Here is a 22,603-nt window from a genome sequence, read left to right on the forward strand (position 1 = left end):
CAGTACGCCCGCGGACACACAGCCGCCGACGTCGGCCGCCCACGCGCCGCACAGACATGACGGGTCGTTAGCCCAGCGTTAGCGGTTCGGCAGCGGACGTTAAAAGAACGCCAGCGGCGGCCGACACCATGGAGGTGCGTGAGCAGGAACCGTCCGTACCGACATCCCCTGGGGGTCGTCATGTCCCACCGCATCCGTAACCGCCGCGTCCAGAAGGCCGGTGTGGCCGCGCTGATCGCCGCGGCCTCGGCGGTCGCCCTCACCGCCTGCGGGAGCAGCGACTCCTCGTCCGACGCCAAGGGGAGCACCTCGGCCGCGTCGTCCTCCGTGACGTCGTCGACGTCGGACGACACCACGATCCACAGCCAGGCGGGCAAGCAGTCGACGACCCTGAGCAACTCGGCGGCGGGCACCGCACAGGCGACCGCCGAATGCCAGCCGGGCACGCTAAAGGCGAAGCTGGACTCGGCCGGTACCTCCCAGGCGGAGATGAACCACCGGGGCACGTTCCTGCGGGTGACCAACACCGGCCAGGAGACCTGCGTGATCAGCGGCTACGCCGGGGTGGCGCTGGAGGGCGCAGGCCACACCGCCATCAAGACCACCGCCCGGCACGGCGACACCTACTTCGCCACCGACCCGGGCGCCCACCCGATCACCCTCGGACCGGGCAAGAGCGCCTGGGCCGACCTGGTGTGGACCACCACCGGCGCCTCGACCGCCCACGCGAAGTACCTGCAGATCTCCCCGACGGGCAGCAACTCCCACAGCACCGTCGCCTTCGACCAGGACCTCGACAACGGCACCCTGTCGCTGACCGCCTGGTCCTCCAAGCCCCCCATCAACAGCTGACCCCACAGCTGACCCCATGAGGAGAGCCCCGGCTCGGACACGGTCCGAGCCGGGGCTCTCCTCATGCCCACACCACACCGGTGCGAAAATATCGATCGATCACCGAGCAGACCGTAATCCCGCGGCTCAGGAGCATCGATGGATCTCAATCTGCTGCGTGCCCTGGACGCCCTGCTCCAGGAGAACAGCGTGACCCGCGCCGCGGAGCGACTCGGTACCTCACCCGCGGCGGCCAGCCGTAACCTGGCCCGGCTCCGCCGTGCCGTCGGTGACCCGCTGCTGGTCCGCGCCGGGCAGGAGATGGTCCCGACCCCGCGCGCCCTGGAACTGCGGGAGGAGGTGAGCGCGTTGCTGCGCGGTTGCGACAACATCCTGCGGCCCAAGGCCGGTTTCGACGCCGCACACCTCCAGCGCACCTTCACCGTGCAGGCCGCCGACCTGCTCCTGGTGGGACTGGCCGGAGCCCTGACCGACCGGATCCATACGGAGGCCCCCACGGTGGACGTGGTCTTCCTGCCGGACTCGGTGGAGGGCGGCCCCGCGCTGCGGCAGGGCTGGGTGGACGTCGAACTCGGCGTCCTGGGACACCTGGACCCGGAGATCCGAACCCAACAGCTCACCAGGACCACGATGGTCGGCATCGCCCGGTGCGATCACCCCCTCTTCGACGGACCGATCGACGCCCGCCGTTTCGCCGCGGCCGACCACATCGGCGTCTCCCGGCACGGCAAACGCCTCGGCCCCATCGACACCGCGCTCGCGGAACTCGGACTGCGTCGCCGCATCGCGGTCGTCGTACCCGGCCACACGAGCGCGATGATGCTCGCCCGGGACACCGACCTCGTCGCGCTCACCCTGGCGGACTGGCTCCCCGCCACCATCTCCGCACTGGGCCTGCGCACCTTCCCCCTCCCCCTCGACATGGCGTCCATCGAGATCGGCATGGCCTGGCACCCCCGCAACTCGGCCGACCCGGCCCACCGCTGGTTCCGCGACCACCTGGCCGCCGCGGCCCTGGCCCAGTGGCCACCGGCGGAGCGCACCCCACACCGGACCACGACCCCGTAGGCCGCGGAACCCACGGGCAGAACAACCAACGGCCAACGAAAGGACGCACGAAAAGAGCCCACGGGAAGAGCCCACGCAAAAGGGCCCGGCACGGAAAAGGCCCAGGTCCTCGACCGAATGTCGTTGACCCGGGCCTCCATCGGAGCCGCCTAAGGGAATCGAACCCTTGACCTACGCATTACGAGTGCGTCGCTCTGGCCGACTGAGCTAAGGCGGCATGCCGCAGAGCCGGATGGGCTGCAGCAGCGTCGCCAAGTCTACACAGTTTCGAGGGGTGCTCCGTACGGGGCCCGGTGGGGCCGGGGCGGGGCGCCGGGCTGGTCAGCGGCAGCGGGTGCGGGGGGCGGGTGGGCGGCCGGTGAGGAGGTAGGTGTTGATCGCGTCGTCGATGCAGCGGCTTCCCCGGCCGTAGGCGGTATGGCCGTCGCCGTCGTAGGTGAGGAGGGTGGCGGAGGAGAGCTGGGCGGCGAGGGAGCGGGCCCAGGGGTAGGGGGTGGCGGGGTCTCGGGTGGTGCCGACGACGACGATGGGGGCGGCGCCCTTGGCGTGCAGGGGGCGGGGGGTGCCGGTGGGGCGGACGGGCCAGTAGGCGCAGTTCAAGGCGGCCCAGGCCAGGGTCTCACCGAAGACGGGGGATGCCTTCTTGAAGGCGGGGAGGGACTTCCTGACCTCGGCGGGGGTGCGGAAGGCAGGTGGCAGGTCGAGGCAATTGACGGCGGGGTTGGCGTACATGAGGTTGGCGTACGAGCCGTCGGTGTCGCGCTCGTAGTACAGGTCGGCGAGGCTGAGCAGACCGCCGCCCTGACCGCGCATCGCGGAGCGGAGGGCGGTGCGCAGCTGGGGCCAGGCGGCCTCGTCGTACATGGCGGAGATCACGCCCATGGTGGCGAGGGGCTCGCCCAGCGCCCGGGATTCGCCGGTGCGGACCGGGTGGGAGTCGAGGCGGGTGAAGAAGGCGGCGAGCCGGTCGCGGGCGTCGGCCACGGAGCGGGTGCCGAGGGGACAGCCGGTGCGGCGCACGCAGTCCTTGGCGAAGGCGGTGAAGGCGGTTTCGAAACCGGCGGTCTGGTCGCGGTTGATGCGCCGGGAGGACAGCGCCGGATCGAGCGCACCGTCCAGGACCAGCCGGCCGACGCGGTGGGGGTAGAGGTCGGCATAGGTCGCGCCGAGGAAGGTGCCGTAGGAGGCGCCGACGTAGTGGAGCTTCCGGTCGCCCAGCGCGGCGCGCAGCACATCCATGTCGCGGGCCGCCTCGACCGTCGAGACATGGCCGAGGATCCGCCCGGAGCGGTCCGCGCAGCCGCGGGCGAACTTCTTGTAGGCGGCGACGAGGCGATCGGTCTCACCGGGGGCGTCGGGCGTCTGGTCGGTCTGGGTGAAGGCGTCCATCTGCTTGTCGCTCAGACAGGTGACGGGCTCGCTGCCGGCCACGCCGCGCGGGTCCATCGCCACCATGTCGTAGCGGGCGCGCACCTGGGCCGGGTAGCCCACGGCCGCGAAGCTCTGGAGGTAGCCGACCGCGGAGCCGCCGGGGCCGCCGGGGTTCACCAGCAGCGAACCGATGCGGCGCCCCGGACCGGTCGCCTTCTTGCGGGAGACCGCGAGGCTCAGGTCCCGGCCGGTGCCGGGCCTGGCGTAGTCGAGCGGGGCTTTGAGCGTGGCGCATTCGAATTCCGCGCCGCCGCAGGGGCGCCAGCTCAGCGTCTGCTCGTAGTACGGCTTGAGGGCGGCGGGGACGGCCTTCTTCGACAGGGACGCGGCGGGCGGCGAGGAGGCGCCGGCGGAGCAGCCGGAGGACAGCAGGGCGACGGCCGTGAGGGCGGCGCCGAAGGTCCGGAGCGGGCGGCTGCTGGGTCGGGTGTCCATGAGCTGATCCCTCGGTTCGCGGTCGAGTCGCGGGATCGCGCCGGCCGGATCACCCCGATCCCCGGATCGCTCGATCTCTGGGCCACTGGACCGCTGGACCACTGGATCGCTCGATCACTGGTTTCCGGAGAGACGACCGGTTCGCCCCCTTACGGAGGGTATCCACCCGGACACGCTCCATGCGCCCGGGAGGGAACCCGTACGGGTGAGACCCGGCCCGCGCCCCGGGTGACTCAGCCGGCCCGCAGCGCCATGGTCATCGCCTCGACCGCCAGCAGGGGCGCCACATTGCTGTCCAGCGCCTGGCGGCAGGCCGTGATCGCCTCTATCCGGCGCAGCGTCCGCTCGGGCTTCGAACCCGACGCGATCCGCTCCAGCGCGTCCCGCACGTCGGTGTTAGCGAGCGCGACCTGGGAGCCGAGCTGGAGGGCCAGCACATCCCGGTAGAAGCCGGTCAGCTCGGTGAGCGCGAGGTCGAGGCTGTCCCTCTGGGTGCGGGTGGCGCGGCGCTTCTGCCGGTCCTGGAGATCCTTCATGGCACCGGCCGTGCCGCGCGGCAGCCGCCCGCCCGTACCGGCGGCGGCGCCCAGGGCGGCGCGCAGCTCCTCGGTCTCCTTGGCGTCGACCTCCTCCGCCACCTGCTTGGCGTCCTCCGCCGCCGCGTCGATCAGCTCCTGCGCCGCCTTCAGGCAACCGCCCACGTCGTCGACGCGCAGCGGGAGCTTCAGGACGGCGGCGCGGCGGGCGCGGGCCCGCTCGTCGGTGGCCAGACGCCGGGCACGGCCGATATGGCCCTGGGTGGCGCGGGCGGCGGAGGCGGCCAGCTCGGGATCGACGCCGTCACGCCGGACGAGGATGTCCGCGACGGCGTCCACCGAAGGCGTACGGAGGGTGAGGAGGCGGCAGCGGGAGCGGATCGTGGGCAGCACGTCCTCCAGCGAGGGCGCGCACAGCAGCCATACGGTGCGCGGCGCGGGCTCCTCGACGGCCTTGAGGAGGACATTGCCCGCGCCCTCGGTCAGGCGGTCGGCGTCCTCCAGGACGATCACCTGCCACCGGCCGCCTGCGGGTGACAGCTGGGCACGGCGGACCAGGTCCCGGGTCTCCTTGACGCCGATGGTGAGCATGTCCGTCCGGACCACCTCCACATCGGCGTGGGTGCCGATCAGGGCGGTGTGACAGCCGTCGCAGAAGCCACAGCCCGGGACGCCGCCGAGCGCCCGGTCCGGACTGACGCACTGCAACGCGGCGGCGAAGGCGCGGGCGGCGGTGGCCCGGCCGGAGCCGGGCGGGCCGGTGAACAGCCAGGCGTGCGTCATCTTCGAGGACGCCATGGGCTCCTCGGCCGAGGCACCGGCCGCCCCGCTCACCGCCGTGACCAGGGCATCCGCATCCCGGGCAGCAGCCGTCAGCTGGGCCGCTACTCGGTCCTGCCCGACCAGGTCGTCCCATACCGCCATGGCTGCCTCCGCCGTTCGTGCTTACGGCATCCCATTGTGGGCCACCCCACCGACAGCCGGACACGGCCGTCGACGGCAACCCCCGCCCCGGCCCGCCGACGACCCACCGTGTGCGGCCCACCGCGAGCGGCCCGGGTGAGCGCCCCACCGACAGGACCTGGTCGACAGCGACCCGGTCGCCAACGGCCCCGGTGAGCGGCCCACCGCCGGGCCCGGTCGCCAACGACCCACCGCCAACAGCTCACCGTCAGGGCCGTCGCCCACCCACCGCCAAGGCCCCAGCCACCGACAGCGCCCACCGCCGCCCCTCGGCCTTCGGCCTCAGCCGCCGACGGCGCTCAACCACAGAATGCCCCGCCCATGGCTCTCCACTGACGACGGCTGGCGCCGGTCACCGGTGCCCAGCCGGTGACCGGCGCCGACCGTCCCCGGCCTCGCCGACCGTCCCCGGCCTCGCCGACCGTCCTCAGCGGCGTCGGCCGTCCTCGTCGTCCCGCGGGCCGAGCAGCTCGTCGGCCAGCGACGGGAGGTCGTCCAGTGGGGTCTCCTCCGCCCACTCGGGACGGCGGCGGCGCCGACGCGGCGGTTCCGCCCCGCCCTGCGCCTGGCCCTGACCGTGCCACTGGCCGGGGCCATACCCCTGGCCCTGACCCTGGCCCTGGCCGTACTGCGGCATCTCGCGCGTGCGCTCGTTCCCCTGGCCGTGCTCCTGCCCCTGGCCCTCGTCCGGCCGGAACAGCCACGGCGGGACCCGGTCCGCCGGGTCGGCGGACCGCTCGTCCCGTACGGGCGGCAGCACGGTCGTCTCGTCGGCCGCGTTCGTGGGCGGCTCGACCGACGGCTTGGGGAGGACCGCCGTCTCCTCGGGGTCCGAACCGCCTTCCGGGCGGTCCTGGGGCCGTACGGGCGGCAGCACCGCCGTCTCGTCGGCGTCCGGGCCGTTCTGGGGCGGCAGGGGCGGCACGGGCGGCAGCACCGCGGTCTCGTCCGCGTCCGGACCCGCGCCCGGCCCAGCGGCGGGGCGGCCCATGGCGGGACGGCCGGAGACGTCCGCGCCACCGAACCCCGTCCGCGGGTCGAACCGCGGCGTCTGGACCGTCTCCGCCGCGTCCGGGTCCGTGACGGCGGGCCCCGCCGCGTCCCGGGCGCCGCCGGTGCCCCCGGAGCCGTCAGCGCCATGGGAACCGGAACCGTCCGTGTCCCGGTACCCGTCCGTGTCCCGGGAGTCATGCCCACCCCGGGACCCGTCCGTGTCCCGGTACCCGTCCGCGTCCCGAGACCCGTCCGCGTCCTGCTGCGGCGGGGCCGGGAACTCGGTCTCCACGGTCGGCGCGTCGGCCCCGGAGGGCGCCGCCTCCGCCGCCAGCCGTGCCTGCTCCGCCCGCAGCAGCGCCTCCTCGGCCTTGCGCTGCTCCTCCTGGCGGCGCGCCTCGGCCTCGGCCCGCCGCTGAGCCTCCGCCTCCTCCTGGAGGCGGCGCCGCTCCTCCTCGGCGGCGCGGGCGCGGTCCTCGGCCTCGATGCGCTTGCGCTCCTCCTCGGCCCTGCGGCGCGCGTCCTCGGCCCGCTGACGGGCCGCCTCCGCCTGCCGTTCGGCCTCGCGCCGGCGGGCCTCCTCCAGCTCGAGGCGCTTGCGCTCCTCCTCCTCGGCACGCGCCTTGGCGAGCGCCGCCTGGCGCTCGCGCTCCAGCCGCTCCTCCTCGGCCTTACGGGCGGCCTCTTCCTCGGCCCGGCGGCGGGCCTCCTCCTCGGCGGCCTTACGGGCCTCCTCCTGGGCCTTCACCTCCGCCTCGGACAGCGGCAGCATCTGGTCCAGGCGGTGGCGCACCACGGAGGTGACCGCCTCCGGCAGCTGTGCGGCGTCGACGACGATGTAGCGGGCCGGGTCGGCGGCGGCGAGGGCCAGGAATCCGGCCCGTACGCGCTGGTGGAACTCGGCGGGCTCGGACTCGAGCCGGTCCGGGGCCTCGGTGAAGCGCTCGCGGGCGGTCTCCGGGGAGACGTCCAGCAGCACCGTCAGATGCGGCACCAGACCGTTCGTCGCCCAGCGCGAGATGCGGGCGATCTCGGTCGCGGCCAGGTCGCGCCCCGCGCCCTGGTAGGCGACGGACGAGTCGATGTAGCGGTCGGAGATGACGACCGCGCCGCGCTCCAGCGCCGGGCGGACGACGGTGTCGACGTGCTCCGCGCGGTCCGCGGCGTACAGCAGCGCCTCGGCGCGGTGCGAGATCCCGGCGGACGAGACGTCGAGCAGGATCGAGCGGAGCCGCTTGCCGATCGCGGTCGCGCCCGGCTCACGGGTCACCACGACCTCGTGGCCCTTGGCCCTGATCCACTCGGCCAGCGCCTCCACCTGCGTGGACTTGCCCGATCCGTCGCCGCCCTCGACGGCGATGAAGAAGCCGGTGGCGGCCGGGGCCTCGGCCGCGCCCCCGCCGAGCAGCGCCTCGCGCAGATCCCGGCGCAGCGGCACGCCCTGCCGGTCGTCGGTGCGGCCCAGGACCAGCGCGGCGACGGGCAGCAGCAGCGCGCCCACCAGCATCAGGGTGAAGGCCGCGCCGCCGTGGGCGAAGACGAAGTCGCCGCTGCCGAGCCGGTGCGGTCCGATGACGGCGGCGAGCAGGGGCGCGACGACCGCGCCGAGCCCGACGCTGACGCGGACGACGGCCTGCAGGTGCTCGGTCATCCGGGGCCGGCGGGCCTCCTCGGACTCCTGGTCCAGGAGCGCGTGGCCGGTGTTGGCGGCGATACCGGCCGACACGCCCGCGAGCAGGGCGATCAGCACGACGGTGGTCGTGTCGTGCACCAGGCCCGCCGTGAGCAGCGCGAGCCCGGTCAGCGCGACCGACAGTGCCAGCAGCCGGCGCCGCGACAGCCCCGGGAGGACCTTCGGGGCCCAGCGGATGCCCAGGGCGGGGCCGCCGGTGAGGACGAGGACGAGGAGGGCGAAGCCGGCCGGCCCGCCGCCGAGGTCCATGGCCTGCAGCGGCGCGACGCCCACGGCCGCGGCGACCGCGCTCGCCACCCCGGCGCAGGCCGGCACCAGCAGCGGAACGGCGCCGGTGCGGCCCTTGTCGCTGCCGGTACCGGAGGCGGCGCGGGGGCGGCGCAGCCCCTCCAGGGGGGAGCGTGCGCGGTTGGTCTGGGCGCCGGGCAGTTCGAGGAAGACGAGGATCGAGACCGACGCGGCGAAGAGTCCGGCGCCGACGTACGAACCGAGGGCGACCTGGTGGTTGTGGAACCACTCCACGCCGGTGCCCAGGAGCCTGCCGATGAGGGTGACGACGAGCAGCCCGGCGGCGGCGATCGGCAGCGTCAGGAAGTTCGTACGGAGCGAGAGCCGGCGCAGCGCGTCGAGGTGGTCCGGCAGCGGGCGCACGGCGGCGCCCTCGGCGGGCGGCGCCGGGAGCAGCGAGGGGGCCGCGCCGTCCTTGGCGACGGTCCAGAAGCGCTCCGCGACGCCGACGACGAAGGTGGTGATGAGCAGCCAGGCGACGGCGTCGGCCGGGGCCCAGTCGATCCACAGCGGCGCGATGAGGAGCAGCACCAGCCGCAGCCCGTCCGCGCCGACCATGGTCCAGCGGCGGTCCAGCGGACCGGAGGGGCCGATGAGCGCGGCGAGCGGTCCGAGGAGGACCGCGCCGAACAGCACGGTCGCGAAGAGCCGTACGCCCAGCACCACCGCGACCGCGAAGGCCGCGCCGCGATAGCCGCCGCCGAAGGAGCCGGCGGCCATCGCCGCCTGCAGCGTCAGCACCACCAGCACCAGCACGGCGAGCGCGTCCCCGGCGCCGCCGACGAGCTGGGCACTCCACAGCCGTCGCAGGGGCGGATAGCGCAGCAGGGCTCGTACGGCCCGCTCGCGGGAGTCCGCGGCAAGGGCGCCGGAAGTGGGTGTCACGTCCGTTGGCTGCTCTCGCGTCATCCCGCCAGCCTATCCGGATCACATGAACCCACGGCCCCCCGGCCGAACAAACGGGCGGTGAGCCGTGGACGGCATGCGGATCGCTCCTGCCTCGTTCCGCTTTCCTACGCGTTTCCTACTCGGCGTTCGCCGACGACTTCCTGGCCGCCGTCGCCTTCTTGGCGGCGGTCTTCGCAGTGGTCTTCGCGGCGGTCTTCTTGGCGGTCGTCTTCTTGGCCGCGGTCTTCTTGGCGGCGGTCTTCTTCGCCGCCGTCTTCTTGGCCGCGGTCTTCTTCGCCGCCGCCTTCTTGGCGGTCTTCTTGGCCGGCCCCTTGGCGCGCTTCTCGGCGAGCAGCTCATAGCCGCGCTCGGGCGTGATGGTCTCCACGTCGTCGTCGCGGCGCAGCGTCGCGTTGGTCTCGCCGTCCGTGACGTACGGGCCGAAACGGCCGTCCTTGACCACCACGGGCCGCTCGCTGACCGGGTCGGTGCCCAGCTCCTTCAGCGGCGGCTTGGCCGCTGCCCGCCCACGCTGCTTGGGCTGCGCGTAGATCGCCAGCGCCTCCTTGAGCGTGATGGTGAAGATCTGCTCCTCGGTCTCCAGCGACCGCGAGTCCGTGCCCTTCTTCAGGTACGGGCCGTAGCGGCCGTTCTGCGCGGTGATCTCGACGCCCTCGGGGTCGACGCCGACCACCCGCGGCAGCGACATCAGCTTGAGCGCGTCCTCCAGGGTCACCGTGTCCAGGGACATCGACTTCAGCAGGGAGGCCGTGCGCGGCTTGATGGCGTTCTTACCGCTCTTGGGGGTGTCCTCGGGGAGCACCTCGGTGACGTACGGGCCGTACCGGCCGTCCTTGGCGACGATCATGCGTCCGGTCTCGGGGTCCGGGCCCAGCTCGAACTCCCCGCTCGGCTTGGCGAGCAGTTCCTCCGCATACGCCACGGTGAGCTCGTCCGGCGGCAGGTCGTCGGGGACGTCGGCACGGCGGCCGGTGCCGCCCTCGACCTCGGCCGGGCGCTCGACGTACGGGCCGTAGCGGCCGACGCGCAGCACGATGCCGTCGCCCACGGGGAAGGACGAGATCTCCCGGGCGTCGATCGCGCCCAGGTCGGTGACCAGCTCCTTGAGGCCGCCGAGGTGGTCGCCGTCGCCGTTCCCGGCCTCGGCGGCGCCGCCCTGCGCGCCTTCTCCGAAGTAGAAGCGCTTGAGCCACGGCACGGCCTCGGCCTCGCCGCGTGCGATGCGGTCGAGGTCGTCCTCCATCTTGGCGGTGAAGTCGTAGTCGACCAGCCGGCCGAAGTGCTTCTCCAGCAGGTTGACCACGGCGAAGCTCAGGAAGGAGGGCACGAGCGCGGTGCCCTTCTTGAAGACGTAGCCGCGGTCGAGGATGGTGCCCAGGATCGTGGCGTAGGTCGAGGGGCGGCCGATCTCGCGCTCTTCGAGCTCCTTGACCAGCGACGCCTCGGTGTAGCGGGCCGGGGGCTTGGTCGCGTGGCCATCGGCGGTGATCTCCTCGGCGGTGAGCCGGTCGCCCTCGGCGACCTGCGGCAGCCTGCGCTCACGGTCGTCGAGCTCGGCGTTCGGGTCGTCGGCGCCCTCCACGTATGCCTTCATGAAGCCGTGGAAGGTGATCGTCTTGCCGGAGGCGGAGAACTCGGCGTCCCGGCCGTCGCTCGCCCGCCCGCCGATCTTGACAGTGACCGAGTTGCCGATCGCGTCCTTCATCTGGGAGGCGACGGTCCGCTTCCAGATCAGCTCGTAGAGCCGGAACTGGTCGCCGGTGAGGCCGGTCTCCGCCGGGGTGCGGAAACGGTCGCCCGAGGGGCGGATGGCCTCGTGCGCCTCCTGGGCGTTCTTGACCTTGCCCGCGTAGGTGCGCGGCTTGTCCGGCAGGTAGTCGGCGCCGTAGAGCTGGGTGACCTGCGCCCGGGCCGCCGCCACCGCCGTGTCCGACAGGATGGTGGAGTCCGTACGCATATAGGTGATGTAGCCGTTCTCGTACAGCTTCTGCGCGACCTGCATGGTGGCCTTGGCGCCGAAGCCCAGCTTGCGGCTCGCCTCCTGCTGCAGGGTCGTGGTGCGGAACGGCGCGTACGGCGAGCGGCGGTACGGCTTGGACTCGACCGAGCGCACCGTGAAGGCGGTGTCGGCGAGGGCCGCGGCCAGCGAGCGGGCGCCCGCCTCGTCCAGGTGCAGGACGTTGACGCCGTCCTTGAGCTGCCCGAGCGAGGTGAAATCACGCCCCTGGGCGACCCGCAGGCCGTCGACAGCGGTAAGGCGGGCACCGAAGGTGCCGGGATCGCCGGCGTCTCCCTTGAGCGCGGCGGGCGACGGGTGGGAGAAGGTTCCGGTGAGGTCCCAGTACTCGGCGGAGCGGAAGGCGATGCGCTCGCGCTCGCGCTCGACGACGAGACGGGTGGCGACCGACTGGACCCGGCCCGCGGACAGGCCGCGCATGACCTTCTTCCACAGGACCGGCGACACCTCGTAGCCGTAGAGGCGGTCGAGGATGCGGCGGGTCTCCTGGGCGTCGACCAGGCGCTGGTTCAGCTCGCGCGGATTGGCCACGGCGGCCCGGATGGCGTCCTTGGTGATCTCGTGGAAGACCATCCGGCGGACCGGGACCTTGGGCTTGAGGACCTCCTGGAGGTGCCAGGCGATGGCCTCGCCCTCGCGGTCCTCATCGGTGGCCAGGAAGAGCTCGTCGGAGTCGGCGAGCAGTTCCTTGAGCTTCTTGACCTGGCTCTTCTTGTCCGAGTTGACCACATAGACGGGCTGGAAATCGTGATCGACGTCCACACCGAGGCGCCGGACCTCGCCGGTGTACTTGTCGGGAACCTCGGCCGCACCGTTCGGCAGGTCCCGGATGTGCCCGACGCTGGCCTCGACCACGTATCCCGGGCCGAGGTAGCCCTTGATCGTCTTCGCCTTGGCAGGCGACTCGACGATGACGAGTCGGCGGCCGCCCTGTGCGGTCTCGCTGGTGGTCGGGGACAACTTGGCTCTTCTCTCCGGTCGACTCTCGGTGAACGGGCAGTGCCGCGTGGGTAACGCTTACACGGCCTCCCTCTACGGTGACGCTGCGGAGTGTGACGGTACATCCCGCCCCCGTGTCAAACGGAAAAAGCCCGCAACGCCACTCGAACGGTAACCCGACAACCGACCTGTCTGCCGCCCGGACCGGCACACGGCAGGACGGAAGGCCCTGTCAGGCGTAACCCAGGCACCAGATCCCGCCGCCCAGCGCGGCGGTGCCGAAGAGCAGGGAGAGCGCCGCGAAAGCGACGGGACTCACACCGTGCGCGACCGGCGCACGCAGCCTCAGGCGCACCGCCGTCCACAGCAGCAGCGCGGAGCCGAACAGCACGAATGCCGTTCCGGCGAAGATCGCAGGTCCGCTCTCCATGGCGGGAGCGTGGCACGCGTCGGAGGCGTGGGCGCGAACCCCGGGTGAACAGCGCGCGACGCCCCGTCCGGCCCCCGTCGGCACGTCCCCGGCGCCCGCCGGGGCGGCCCCGCGCCGCCTCCGGGAACGGGGCCGGACCCCGCCCGTCCCGGATGGTCCCGGCCGCGCCCCTGCGACAGCTTCCTGCCAAACGGGGGCGCGGGGTGTCGCGGTGTACCACTGGCGCACGCCCCCCCCAGCAGGGCTCTGACGGAGCTCTTACGACACACCCCGCCGTGCTCGCGACGCCTGGGTACGTCGGGCGCTGGACGCCCGCCGCGCCGGACGTCGCGAGCACGGCGGAGCCCGGACGCCCGGTACGCCGGACGTCGCGAGCACGGCGCGGAGTCCGGACGCCCGGTACGCAGCGGGCGCTGTACGCCCTCGTCCGGTACGCAGCGGGCGCTATATGCCCTCGCCCGGTACGCAGCGGGCGCTGTATGCCCTCGCCCGGTGCGCCGGGCGCTATATGCCCTCGTCGCCGACCGGCCGCAGAAACCCCTGCTCGACCAGGAGCCGGATGGACTGCGGCGTGCGGTCGCGCAGCACCACCGGGTCCTCCCCGAGGAGCTGGGCGATGGCGTCCAGGATCCGGCCCGCGCTCAGTGTGCCGTCGCACACACCCGCGAAGCCCGCCCCGACCGTGTCCACCTTCGTCGCGCGCCGCATCCCCCGGTGCTGCCTGAGCACCACATGCTCCGGATCCTCGGCCCCGGGCGGGCCCACCTGCTCCTGGACGACCTCGTCCGCCAGCTGGAAGCGGGCGGTCAGCAGCGCCGCGTCGTCGTGCGTCCGCAGGAAGTCCTGCCGGTCGAAGTGGGCCATGACCTCGCCCCCCAACGGCTGCTCGACCGGGTGGGGCCACTCCTCCACGATCACCGAGGGCCGGTCGGCGCCGGACTTGCGCAGGGTGATCCAGCCGAAGCCGACGGCCTTGGTCCCCCGCGCCTCGAACTCGTCCAGCCAGGCGTCGTAGCGCGCCGCGTACGCCTCGGGACCGGCCAGGTGCTCACCCGCGTCGCGCAGCCACAGCTCGGCGTACTGGGTGACGTCCTGCACCTCGCGCTGCACGATCCAGGCGTCACAGCCGGACGGGACCCAGGAGGCCAGCCGCTCGCGCCAGTCCTCCCCCTCGATGTGCTGCCAGTTGGCGAGCAGCTGGCACCAGCCGCCGTCGGCGAGGTGCCCGGCGGACCGCTGGACGAGGGTGCTGCACAGATCGTCCCCGGACATCCCGCCCTCCCGGTAGACCAGCTCGCTGCCCTCCGGCGAGCGGGGGGAGATCACGAAGGGCGGGTTGGAGACGATCAGGTCGTACGTCTCGTCCCGGACCGGCTCGAACAGCGATCCCTCGCGCAGATCCGGCTCCGGCGCCCCGGACAGGGCGAGCGTCAGCCTGGCGATGGCCAGGGCGCGCGGATTGCGGTCCGTGGCGGTGACACGGGTGGCGTGGCGGCCCGCGTGCAGCGCCTGGATGCCGGAGCCGGTGCCGAGGTCGAGGACCCGGCCCACCCGCGCGGGGACGGTGAGACCGGCGAGCGTGGTGGACGCCCCGCCGACCCCGAGGACGAGCCGGGAGCGGTCCTCACGGCCGCGGGCGCCGCCCGGACCGCCGATCCCGCCCGCGCCGCCGACCGCGCAGCCCAGATCGGAGACGATCCACCAGTCCTGGCCCTCGGGCCCGCCGTAAGGCCGCACGTCCACGGTCGCGCGCACCTGGTCGCCGTCCCGCACCAGCCAGCCGTCGGCGAGGCAGTCCTCGGCCGGCAGGGCCGCGGCCGCCCGCCCGTACGCCACGGGGCGCTGCAACAGGAAGAGCCGCACCAGGGTCTCCAGCGGGCTCTCGCCCCGGGAGGCCCGCAGCGCCGGAACCGTCTCCCCGCGCGCCAGGGCCGCATAGGCGGACGCGCCGAGCAGGTCCAGCAGGCCGTCGGCGGTGAAGGAGGCGGCCGACAGCGCCTCGCGCAGGCGAACGGTGCGCTCAGGGTCGGCGGCGGGGAGGCGGAACGGAGGCTGGTGCGTACTCACGCCCCCATTGTCGGGGCAACCACCGACAGTGGCGACGACAGCCCGCATCGGGACGACGCCGCCGGCGCCGGTCCGGGTGACGCGAGGGCAAAGGGGGCGTGGGACGGGGGCGTTGGACCTCCGGCGGCGGGGCCCCGGGCGGGGCCGTCACGACCCGCGGTGCCGCGCGGCGACGCCGCCAGGACCGCCTGACGGCGCCGCCCGTCCCGTGCGGTGACGCAACCAGGACCGCGTGGCGGCGCAGCCAGGACCGCGAGGGCGCCGCTAGGACCGCGCGGACCACGCCGTGTCACCGCTAGGACTGCGCCGCTAGGACCGCGCCGTCAGGACTGCGCCGTGGCACCGCCGCTCGTCTTCGGCTTCTGGCAGCCGGGCTGCTTGGCCATCGCCGAGCCGACCTTCCCCTCCTGCAACTTCCGCAGGGCCTGGTCACCCGACGTGCTGAGCTTGTCGAGATCGTCGGCGACGCCCTTGAGCCCCTGGGCGAACTTGGACTTGTCCGAGGTGTCCAGCTTGTCGACGGCCGTCTTCAGCTTCGTGTACGCCGCCGAGGTGGCGTTGAGCTCCTTGACCGCCTGCTTGTGGGTCTCCTCGCCGTTGTCCACAGGCGGAGCGCCCGCGCTCTTCACGGCCTTGGCCAGCGCCCCGTAGGACTCGGAGATCTCCTGGAACGCGACGGAGTCGGTCTGCTGAAGCTTCTTGGAGTCCTGCTCGTCGGCGGCACCCTGGATCGCGGTGTTGGCGCCCTGGATCTTCTTCAGCTGGGGCTGCACCTCGTCACAGACCGACTTGGCCCAGTCGTTGACCTTCCCGTCCCCGTCACCGCCCCCGCAGCCGGTCAGCGCCAGTACGAGTGCCGCACCGCCGGACAGTGCAGCCACAAGCTTCTTGTTCACCGGATTGGTCCCTTCCATGGCTCTCGGCCCCGGAACATACACGTCCATCCGGCGTAGCCCATCGAACCAGCGCCCCACTTGGACCCTTATCGCATTGTTTGCACCCCGCTCGTTGTGGACATGGCCTCATCGAGCGGACGGCGCGCGGTGGGCAGGGGGACGGGCGGACGATGTGCCGTCGCACACCGCCCGCCCGCATGTCGCAAGGGCTCCCCGGCCCCGTGACCCCTTCCCCCCGGGCTAGGACACCACCGCCGCGTCGGCTGACTTCGCCACGTGCTCGGAGTTGTCTTCGTCACCCACGGCGATCCCGCGTCGCTTGGAGACGTAGACCGCGGCCACGATGACGACGGCGGCGATCGCCGCGATGACCGCGCGCAGCCCCGGGCTGGCGTGGTCCCCGTAGGAGAACTTCACCACCGCAGGAGCGATCAGCAGCGCCACCAGGTTCATCACCTTCAGCAGCGGGTTGATCGCGGGCCCGGCGGTGTCCTTGAACGGATCGCCGACCGTGTCGCCGATCACCGTCGCGGCATGCGCCTCGCTCCCCTTGCCGCCGTGGTGACCGTCCTCCACCAGTTTCTTGGCGTTGTCCCAGGCGCCGCCGGAGTTGGCGAGGAAGACGGCCATCAGGGTGCCGGTGCCGATCGCGCCCGCCAGGAACGCCCCGAGCGCGCCGACCCCGAAGGTGAAGCCGACGGCGATCGGCGCCATCACGGCGAGCAGACCCGGGGTGGCCAGTTCGCGCAGCGCGTCCTTGGTACAGATGTCGACGACCCGGCCGTACTCGGGCTTCTCGCTGTAGTCCATGATCCCGGGCTTCTCGCGGAACTGCCGCCGCACCTCGAAGACCACCGCGCCCGCCGACCGTGACACCGCGTTGATCGCCAGCCCGGAGAAGAGGAAGACGACGGCGGCGCCGAGGACGAGGCCCACGAGGTTGTTGGGCTGTGAGATGTCCAGGTTCAGGTTCATCTCCCCGGCCACGGAGGTGTGCACCTTCTTCACGGCCTCGGCGATCGCGTCGCGGTACGAGCCGAAGAGCGCCGCCGCGGCGAGCACCGCCGTCGCGATGGCGATGCCCTTGGTGATCGCCTTGGTGGTGTTGCCCACGGCGTCGAGATCGGTGAGCACCTGCGCGCCGGCGCCCTCGACATCGCCGGACATCTCGGCGATGCCCTGGGCGTTGTCGGAGACCGGGCCGAAGGTGTCCATGGCGACGATCACGCCGACCGTGGTGAGCAGGCCGGTACCGGCGAGCGCGACGGCGAACAGCGCCAGCATGATCGAGCTGCCGCCGAGCAGGAAGGCGCCGTAGACGCTGAGTCCGATCAGCGCCGCCGAGTAGACGGCGGACTCCAGGCCGACCGAGATACCGGAGAGCACCACCGTGGCCGGGCCGGTCAGCGAGGTCTTGCCGATGTCCCGCACGGGACGCCGGGTGGTCTCGGTGAAGTAGCCCGTGAGCTGCTGGATGAGCGCGGCCAGCACGATGCCGACGGCGACGGCGACGAGCGCGAGCACGCGCGGGTCACCGCTGTGGCCGAGGATCTCGTGGTCGGTGACGCCGTTGAGATCGGCGTAGCTGGACGGCAGATAGATGAAGACCGCGGCCGCCACCAGCGCCATCGAGATCAGCGCGGAGATGAAGAAGCCGCGGTTGATGGCGGTCATCCCGCTGCGGTCGGAGCGGCGCGGGGCCACGGCGAAGATCCCGATCATGGCGGTGACCACGCCGATGGCCGGGACGAGCAGCGGAAAGACGAGCCCGGAGTCACCGAAGGCCGCCTTGCCGAGGATCAGCGCGGCCACCAGGGTGACGGCGTACGACTCGAACAGGTCCGCGGCCATGCCCGCGCAGTCGCCGACGTTGTCGCCAACGTTGTCCGCGATGGTGGCGGCGTTGCGCGGATCGTCCTCGGGGATGCCCTTCTCGACCTTGCCGACGAGGTCGGCGCCCACGTCGGCGGCCTTGGTGAAGATGCCACCGCCGACCCTCATGAACATCGCGATCAGCGCGGCGCCGAGCCCGAAGCCCTCCAGCACCTTGGGCGCGTCGGCCGCGTAGACCAGCACCACGCAGGAGGCACCCAGCAGGCCGAGACCCACGGTGAACATGCCCACCACACCACCCGTACGGAAAGCGATCTTCATCGCCTTGTGCGAGACGGCGGTGAGATCCACCCCCGGCTTACCGGGCGAGGAAGAAGCCGAATCACCATTGACGGGCGCGGCGGGGGTTTCGGGGGTGGCCTCACGAGCGGCCGCGGCGACGCGCACATTGCTGCGCACGGCGAGCCACATCCCGATATAGCCGGTGGCCGCCGAGAATCCCGCGCCGATCAGAAAGAACGCCGAACGCCCGATACGCTGCGGCCAGTCGTCCGCCGGCAACAGCATGAGCAGGAAGAACACCACTACGGCGAATCCGCCGAGGGTGCGCAGCTGCCGGGCCAGATAGGCATTCGCGCCTTCCTGAACCGCCTCGGCGATCTTCTTCATACTGTCCGTGCCCTCGCCGGCCGCGAGGACTTGTCGTACCAGCACCACCGCGACCGCGAGTGCCGCGACCGCGACGCCGGCGATCACCAGCACGATCACGCGGTTGCTGTCGGTCAGCTCTGCCGCGGCCAGAGTTGGGGTGAGGTCCAGCTGATGAGGGGTGAGAGGCCCCGCCATTCGTCCTCCTTGACGTTTGGCACATGGGCGCGCAGCAGTTCTGCGACCGCAGAAGAGCCGCCACGCTCAGGCGTCCTGAGCTCGAGATGTGGACGGATTGTAGGGAGCGTCACACGATCAAAACAGGGCACCGGAATGGGAATTCGCCCGCACCAGCGGAGATCAATATGTTTGGCGGTATGAATTCCTTCGGAAGAAGGAAGGTCGACAATTCACTGACGGATGTCAAATGATCTATATAAATGATCTCACGGCGCTATGAAAAGCGCTGTTCAGAGCATACGTGAGAGATCGAAAAAGCGCGCGTCGAGAGATGCGCCGCGCCCCTACGGCCGACGGGCTCACGGGCAGGTGACGGGCAGCGGGCGGCCGAACCGGCGATCGCCAAAACGGCCGATCCGGTGGTCCGGCGCGTCAGGGAGGGGGACGACGCCCAGGGCCCGCGCGGCGAAACCCGGCCCGATGGGGCCAGACGCCGGGGCCCGGCCCGTTCGGCACCCCTCTACGGCGCGTCGCCCGTCACCAAGGTCCCCCGGCGGACAGCACGGCTAACGCGCCAAGGCCCTCGCCCCGACCAGCGCGGGCCCATACAGGGCAGGGCCAGGACACCAGCCCCGGCCCCATACAGCCAGGCACCACGGGCCTCGCCCCGAGGGCGTGGGAACGCCGAGCGGCTCGTCCAGAGGGGTCAGCACACAGGGCCCCGACCCGATGGGACGGGAACGCCGGCAGGCTCGGCCCAGCCGGATGGGCACGCAGAGGCCTCGGCCGGGTGAGCCAGGCAAGTAGGGAGCCACCCCACCAACACGCCACGGCCCCAGCCCGATACGGCTAGGGCACCAGGGGCCCCAGCCCGATGCGCCAGACCCCCACGGGTCCCAGCCCGATACGGCCAGAACCCCACGAGCCCCGCCCCGATACGGCCAGGACACCAGCGCCCCGGCCCAATACGGCCAGAACACCACGGGCCCCGGCCCGATACAGCTAGGACACCAGGGGCTCGGGCGAGGTCGGCCAGCTCATCCGGATCACGCCACCGGTCTCGCTGCTCGTCACCTCGACATCGTCGACGAGCCCGCTGATGACGGCGAGACCCATCTCGTCCTCGCCCTCGGCCTCGTCGTCCGCCTCGGCGTGCGAGCCGGACACCAGGGCCGCCGAGGTCGGGGACTCGTCACCGACCTCGATGGAGAACTTCTTCTCCTCCTCGGTCAGCACCACCCGCACCGGCGCGTTCACCCCATTGCTCAGGTGGAGCCCGACCGCACGCGTGCATGCCTCGCCGACCGCGAGCCGCACCTCGTCGAGCACGGCCTCATCCACCCCCGCCCGGCGCGCCACGGCCGCCGCGACAAGACGGGCGGTCCTGACGTGCTCGGGCAGCGCGCTGAAGCGGAGTTCGACGGTGGCCATGCCATCCCCCTCGGGCGTATGGGCGTGCGTATGGGGAGGGCCGGGCGTGCACCGCCCGGGACCTCCATCTGTGTCTTCCTTCGGCGATCTTGTCAGTCGGTCGCCGCGACAGCGTCCTCGACCGAGGTGTGAATCGGAAACACCTTGGTGAGGCCGGTGATGCGGAAGATCTTCAGAATGCGTTCCTGGTTGCAGACCAGGCGCAGCGAGCCCTCGTGGGCCCGCACTCGCTTGAGCCCGCCGACGAGCACGCCGAGTCCGGTGGAGTCGAGGAAGTCGACGCCCTCCATGTCGACGACCAGGTGGTAGTTGCCGTCGTTGACAAGCTCGACCAGCTGCTCACGCAGCTTGGGCGCGGTGTATACATCAATCTCGCCACCGACCTCGACGACCGTACGGTCGTCGACGGTCCGGGTCGACAGGGACAGGTCCACGGATCCTCCAGCACCTTGCATCGAGCGGTCGCCCCCCATGGATCGGCAGCCGCGATGGCATTCAATCACTTACCAGCAGGCGTGCACGACGCCTTGAGCCCATTGTCCGTCAGACCAGTGACACACTCGGTGTCGATGGCCCACAACCAAATCCCGCGGCAGGCGGGCATACGCCCCTCACCCCGGGCCGTCCTCGGTCGGCTGAGCACCGGGGCGGGCCGGGGCACACGCATCACTCATACGGAGCACTTGCCCCCGCGCCCCGGAACCCATGCCCAATGGCCCTCGGCGATCCGGCCGGAGGTGATCGACGCCATTCGCGCGGCCGGTATCGAGCGTCCGTGGGCCCACCAGGCGCGCACGGCCGAACACGCGCTGCGCGGAGAGTCCGTGGTCGTCGCCACCGGAACCGCCTCCGGCAAGTCCCTCGCCTATCTGGCCCCCGTCCTCAGCACCCTGCTGGACGGCGCGGAGGAGCCCAGCGGACGGGGGACGACCGCCCTGTACCTGTCCCCCACCAAGGCGCTGGCCGCCGATCAGCGCCGCGCGGTGGCCGGCCTCACCGCCCCGCTGGGCACCGGCGTCCGGGCGGCGGTCTACGACGGCGACACACCCGTCGAGGAGCGCGAGTGGGTCCGCCAGTACGCGAACTACGTGCTCACCAACCCCGACATGCTGCACCGCGGCATCCTGCCCGGCCATCCCAGGTGGTCCTCCTTCCTGCGCGCGCTGCGCTATGTCGTGATCGACGAGTGCCACACCTACCGGGGTGTCTTCGGCTCCCATGTGGCCCAGGTGCTGCGCAGGCTGCGCCGCGTCTGCGCCCGCTACGGCTCCTCGCCGGTGTTCCTGCTCGCCTCGGCCACCGCCTCCGATCCGGCGGTCGCCGCGGGCCGGCTGACCGGTGTGCCCGTCGTGGAGATCACCGAGGACGGCTCGCCCCGCGGCGAGGTGGTCTTCGCCCTCTGGGAACCGCCCCTGACCGAACTCCACGGCGAGCAGGGCGCCCCCGTGCGCCGCACGGCCACGGCCGAGTCCGCGGACCTGCTCACCGACCTGGCCGTCCAGGGGGTCCGCACGGTCACCTTCGTACGCTCCCGGCGGGGCGCGGAACTCATCGCGCTCATCGCCCAGGAGCGGCTCGCGGAGGTGGACCGCTCGCTGCCGGGCAGGATCGCCGCCTACCGCGGCGGCTATCTTCCCGAGGAACGCCGTGCCCTGGAGAGGGCCCTGCACTCCGGTGAGCTGCTCGGCCTCGCCGCGACCACCGCCCTGGAGCTGGGGATGGACATCGCCGGGCTGGACGCCGTGGTGGTGGCGGGTTATCCCGGCACCCGCGCCTCCCTGTGGCAGCAGGCGGGCCGGGCCGGACGCACCGGCGAAGGGGCCCTCGCGATCCTGGTGGCCCGGGACGACCCGCTGGACACCTATCTCGTCCACCACCCGGACGCCCTCTTCCGGCAGCCGGTGGAGTCGACCGTCCTGGACCCGGACAACCCCTACGTCCTCGCGCCGCACCTGTGCGCGGCCGCGGCCGAGCTTCCGCTCACCGAGCCGGACCTGGAGCTCTTCGGCCCCGCCACCACGGAGCTGATGCCGCAGCTGGAGCAGCGAAAGCTGCTGCGGCGCCGGGCCACCGCCTGGCACTGGACCCGCCGTGAGCGCGCCGCCGACCTCACCGACATCCGCGGGGCGGGCGGCAGCCCGGTGCAGGTCGTGGAGGCGGCGACCGGGCGACTGCTGGGCACCGTGGACGCCGCGGCCGCCCACACCACCGTCCACGAGGGCGCCGTCCACCTCCACCAGGGCCGGAGCTACCTCGTCAGGCAGCTCGACCTCGACGACTCTGTCGCCCTCGTGGAGGAGGCCAGTCCGCCCTACTCGACCACGGCCCGCGACACCACGGCGATCTCCATCCTGGAGACCACCACCGAGATCCCCTGGGGGGACGCGCGGCTGTGCTTCGGCTCGGTCGAGGTCACCAACCAGGTCGTCTCCTTCCTGCGCCGCAAGCTGATCACCGGCGAGGTCCTCGGCGAGTCCAAGCTCGACCTTCCGCCGCGCACCCTGCGCACCCGGGCCGTGTGGTGGACGGTCACCGAGGACCAGCTCGAGGAGGCCCGGGTGCACCCCCAGGCCCTCGGCGGTGCCCTGCACGCCGCCGAGCACGCCTCCATCGGCATCCTGCCGCTGTTCGCCACCTGTGACCGCTGGGACATCGGCGGGGTGTCCATCCCGCTGCATCCCGACACCCTGCTGCCGACGGTCTTCGTGTACGACGGGCATCCGGGTGGCGCGGGCTTCGCCGAACGTGCCTTCCACACGGCCGCCCGCTGGCTGGCGGCCACCCGCGAGGCGATCGCCGCCTGCGAGTGCGAGGCGGGCTGTCCCTCCTGCATCCAGTCGCCCAAGTGCGGAAACGGCAACGACCCGCTGGACAAGAAGGCCGCCATCCGGCTGCTGACGACCCTCCTCGCCGGGGCCCCGGAGCACCCGCCGACCGCCGAGTGACCGCGCCCCGTCGCCCGGCTCGGACGGCCGTACGGTGACGGGAGTGCCC

At 72.4% G+C, this 22,603-nt stretch carries 13 protein-coding genes and 1 tRNA gene; 3 read left to right on the forward strand and 11 right to left on the reverse strand.

The annotated features are described in order from the left end of the window. The first annotated feature begins 138 nt into the window (after positions 1-138). Together AXW62_RS01160 and AXW62_RS01165 are read left to right on the forward strand one after the other, a co-directional pair. Positions 139-852: a DUF4232 domain-containing protein gene (locus AXW62_RS01160; protein ID WP_252368461.1), complete on the forward strand. Its 714-nt coding sequence runs from the start codon at positions 139-141 to the stop codon at positions 850-852. A 138-nt stretch (positions 853-990) separates the two neighbouring features. After that, positions 991-1,920: a LysR family transcriptional regulator gene (locus AXW62_RS01165; protein WP_060942814.1), complete on the forward strand. Its 930-nt coding sequence runs from the start codon at positions 991-993 to the stop codon at positions 1,918-1,920. Between the two features lie 143 nt (positions 1,921-2,063). On the opposite strand, the gene AXW62_RS01170 is transcribed toward AXW62_RS01165, so the two are convergent. From AXW62_RS01170 to bldG, 11 genes are all read right to left on the reverse strand, one after another. Further along, positions 2,064-2,137 (reverse strand) — tRNA-Thr (locus AXW62_RS01170). Positions 2,138-2,241: 104 nt separating this feature from the next. Beyond that, a complete protein-coding gene (locus AXW62_RS01175; protein ID WP_060942815.1) occupies positions 2,242-3,786 on the reverse strand; it encodes an alpha/beta hydrolase in 1,545 nt (514 codons plus the stop codon). Between the two features lie 233 nt (positions 3,787-4,019). Continuing rightward, positions 4,020-5,246 (reverse strand): DNA polymerase III subunit delta', encoded by a 1,227-nt coding sequence (locus AXW62_RS01180; protein ID WP_060942816.1) that lies wholly within the window; start codon positions 5,244-5,246, stop codon positions 4,020-4,022. 466 nt (positions 5,247-5,712) lie between these two features. Beyond that, a complete protein-coding gene (gene tmk / locus AXW62_RS01185) occupies positions 5,713-9,168 on the reverse strand; it encodes a dTMP kinase (RefSeq protein ID WP_060942817.1) in 3,456 nt (1,151 codons plus the stop codon). 115 nt (positions 9,169-9,283) lie between these two features. Next, a complete protein-coding gene (gene topA, locus AXW62_RS01190; protein ID WP_060942818.1) occupies positions 9,284-12,145 on the reverse strand; it encodes a type I DNA topoisomerase in 2,862 nt (953 codons plus the stop codon). Positions 12,146-12,356: 211 nt separating this feature from the next. Next, positions 12,357-12,554 carry a hypothetical protein gene (locus tag AXW62_RS01195; protein ID WP_030838056.1) on the reverse strand — a complete coding sequence of 66 codons (198 nt, stop codon included), beginning with the start codon at positions 12,552-12,554 and terminating at the stop codon, positions 12,357-12,359. A gap of 504 nt (positions 12,555-13,058) precedes the next feature. Further along, on the reverse strand, positions 13,059-14,621 hold the full coding sequence (locus AXW62_RS01200) for a DUF7059 domain-containing protein (RefSeq protein WP_060942819.1): 1,563 nt from the start codon (positions 14,619-14,621) through the stop codon (positions 13,059-13,061). A gap of 323 nt (positions 14,622-14,944) precedes the next feature. Next, positions 14,945-15,517, reverse strand: coding sequence for a small secreted protein (locus AXW62_RS01205; protein WP_067076341.1), 573 nt, complete (start codon positions 15,515-15,517; stop codon positions 14,945-14,947). 240 nt (positions 15,518-15,757) lie between these two features. After that, on the reverse strand, positions 15,758-18,196 hold the full coding sequence (locus tag AXW62_RS01210) for a sodium-translocating pyrophosphatase (protein WP_060942821.1): 2,439 nt from the start codon (positions 18,194-18,196) through the stop codon (positions 15,758-15,760). Between the two features lie 984 nt (positions 18,197-19,180). Next, a complete protein-coding gene (locus AXW62_RS01215; protein ID WP_030838049.1) occupies positions 19,181-19,609 on the reverse strand; it encodes an ATP-binding protein in 429 nt (142 codons plus the stop codon). A gap of 92 nt (positions 19,610-19,701) precedes the next feature. Next, the gene (gene bldG / locus AXW62_RS01220) at positions 19,702-20,043 is read right to left on the reverse strand and encodes an anti-sigma factor antagonist BldG (RefSeq protein WP_014061729.1); all 342 of its coding nucleotides are present in this window, start codon (positions 20,041-20,043) and stop codon (positions 19,702-19,704) included. 54 nt (positions 20,044-20,097) lie between these two features. Here bldG and AXW62_RS44315 point away from each other — a divergent pair, with 54 nt between their 5' ends. Then, entirely contained in the window at positions 20,098-22,554 is a 2,457-nt protein-coding gene (locus AXW62_RS44315; RefSeq protein WP_169808103.1) for a DEAD/DEAH box helicase, read from the forward strand. The last annotated feature ends 49 nt before the right edge of the window (positions 22,555-22,603 follow it).

This window comes from Streptomyces hygroscopicus subsp. hygroscopicus (assembly GCF_001553455.1).
In the GTDB taxonomy this organism is placed as follows: domain Bacteria; phylum Actinomycetota; class Actinomycetes; order Streptomycetales; family Streptomycetaceae; genus Streptomyces; species Streptomyces hygroscopicus.

Excerpts from the sequence above, each read along its gene's own strand:
- AXW62_RS01165 (WP_060942814.1), top strand. The coding sequence starts at position 991 with ATGGATCTCAATCTGCTGCGTGCCCTGGACGCCCTGCTCCAGGAGAAC.
- AXW62_RS01175 (WP_060942815.1), bottom strand. The coding sequence starts at position 3,786 with ATGGACACCCGACCCAGCAGCCGCCCGCTCCGGACCTTCGGCGCCGCC.
- AXW62_RS01180 (WP_060942816.1), bottom strand. The coding sequence starts at position 5,246 with ATGGCGGTATGGGACGACCTGGTCGGGCAGGACCGAGTAGCGGCCCAG.
- tmk (WP_060942817.1), bottom strand. The coding sequence starts at position 9,168 with ATGACGCGAGAGCAGCCAACGGACGTGACACCCACTTCCGGCGCCCTT.
- AXW62_RS01195 (WP_030838056.1), bottom strand. The coding sequence starts at position 12,554 with ATGGAGAGCGGACCTGCGATCTTCGCCGGAACGGCATTCGTGCTGTTC.
- AXW62_RS01210 (WP_060942821.1), bottom strand. The coding sequence starts at position 18,196 with ATGGCGGGGCCTCTCACCCCTCATCAGCTGGACCTCACCCCAACTCTG.
- AXW62_RS01215 (WP_030838049.1), bottom strand. The coding sequence starts at position 19,609 with ATGGCCACCGTCGAACTCCGCTTCAGCGCGCTGCCCGAGCACGTCAGG.
- AXW62_RS44315 (WP_169808103.1), top strand. The coding sequence starts at position 20,098 with ATGGCATTCAATCACTTACCAGCAGGCGTGCACGACGCCTTGAGCCCA.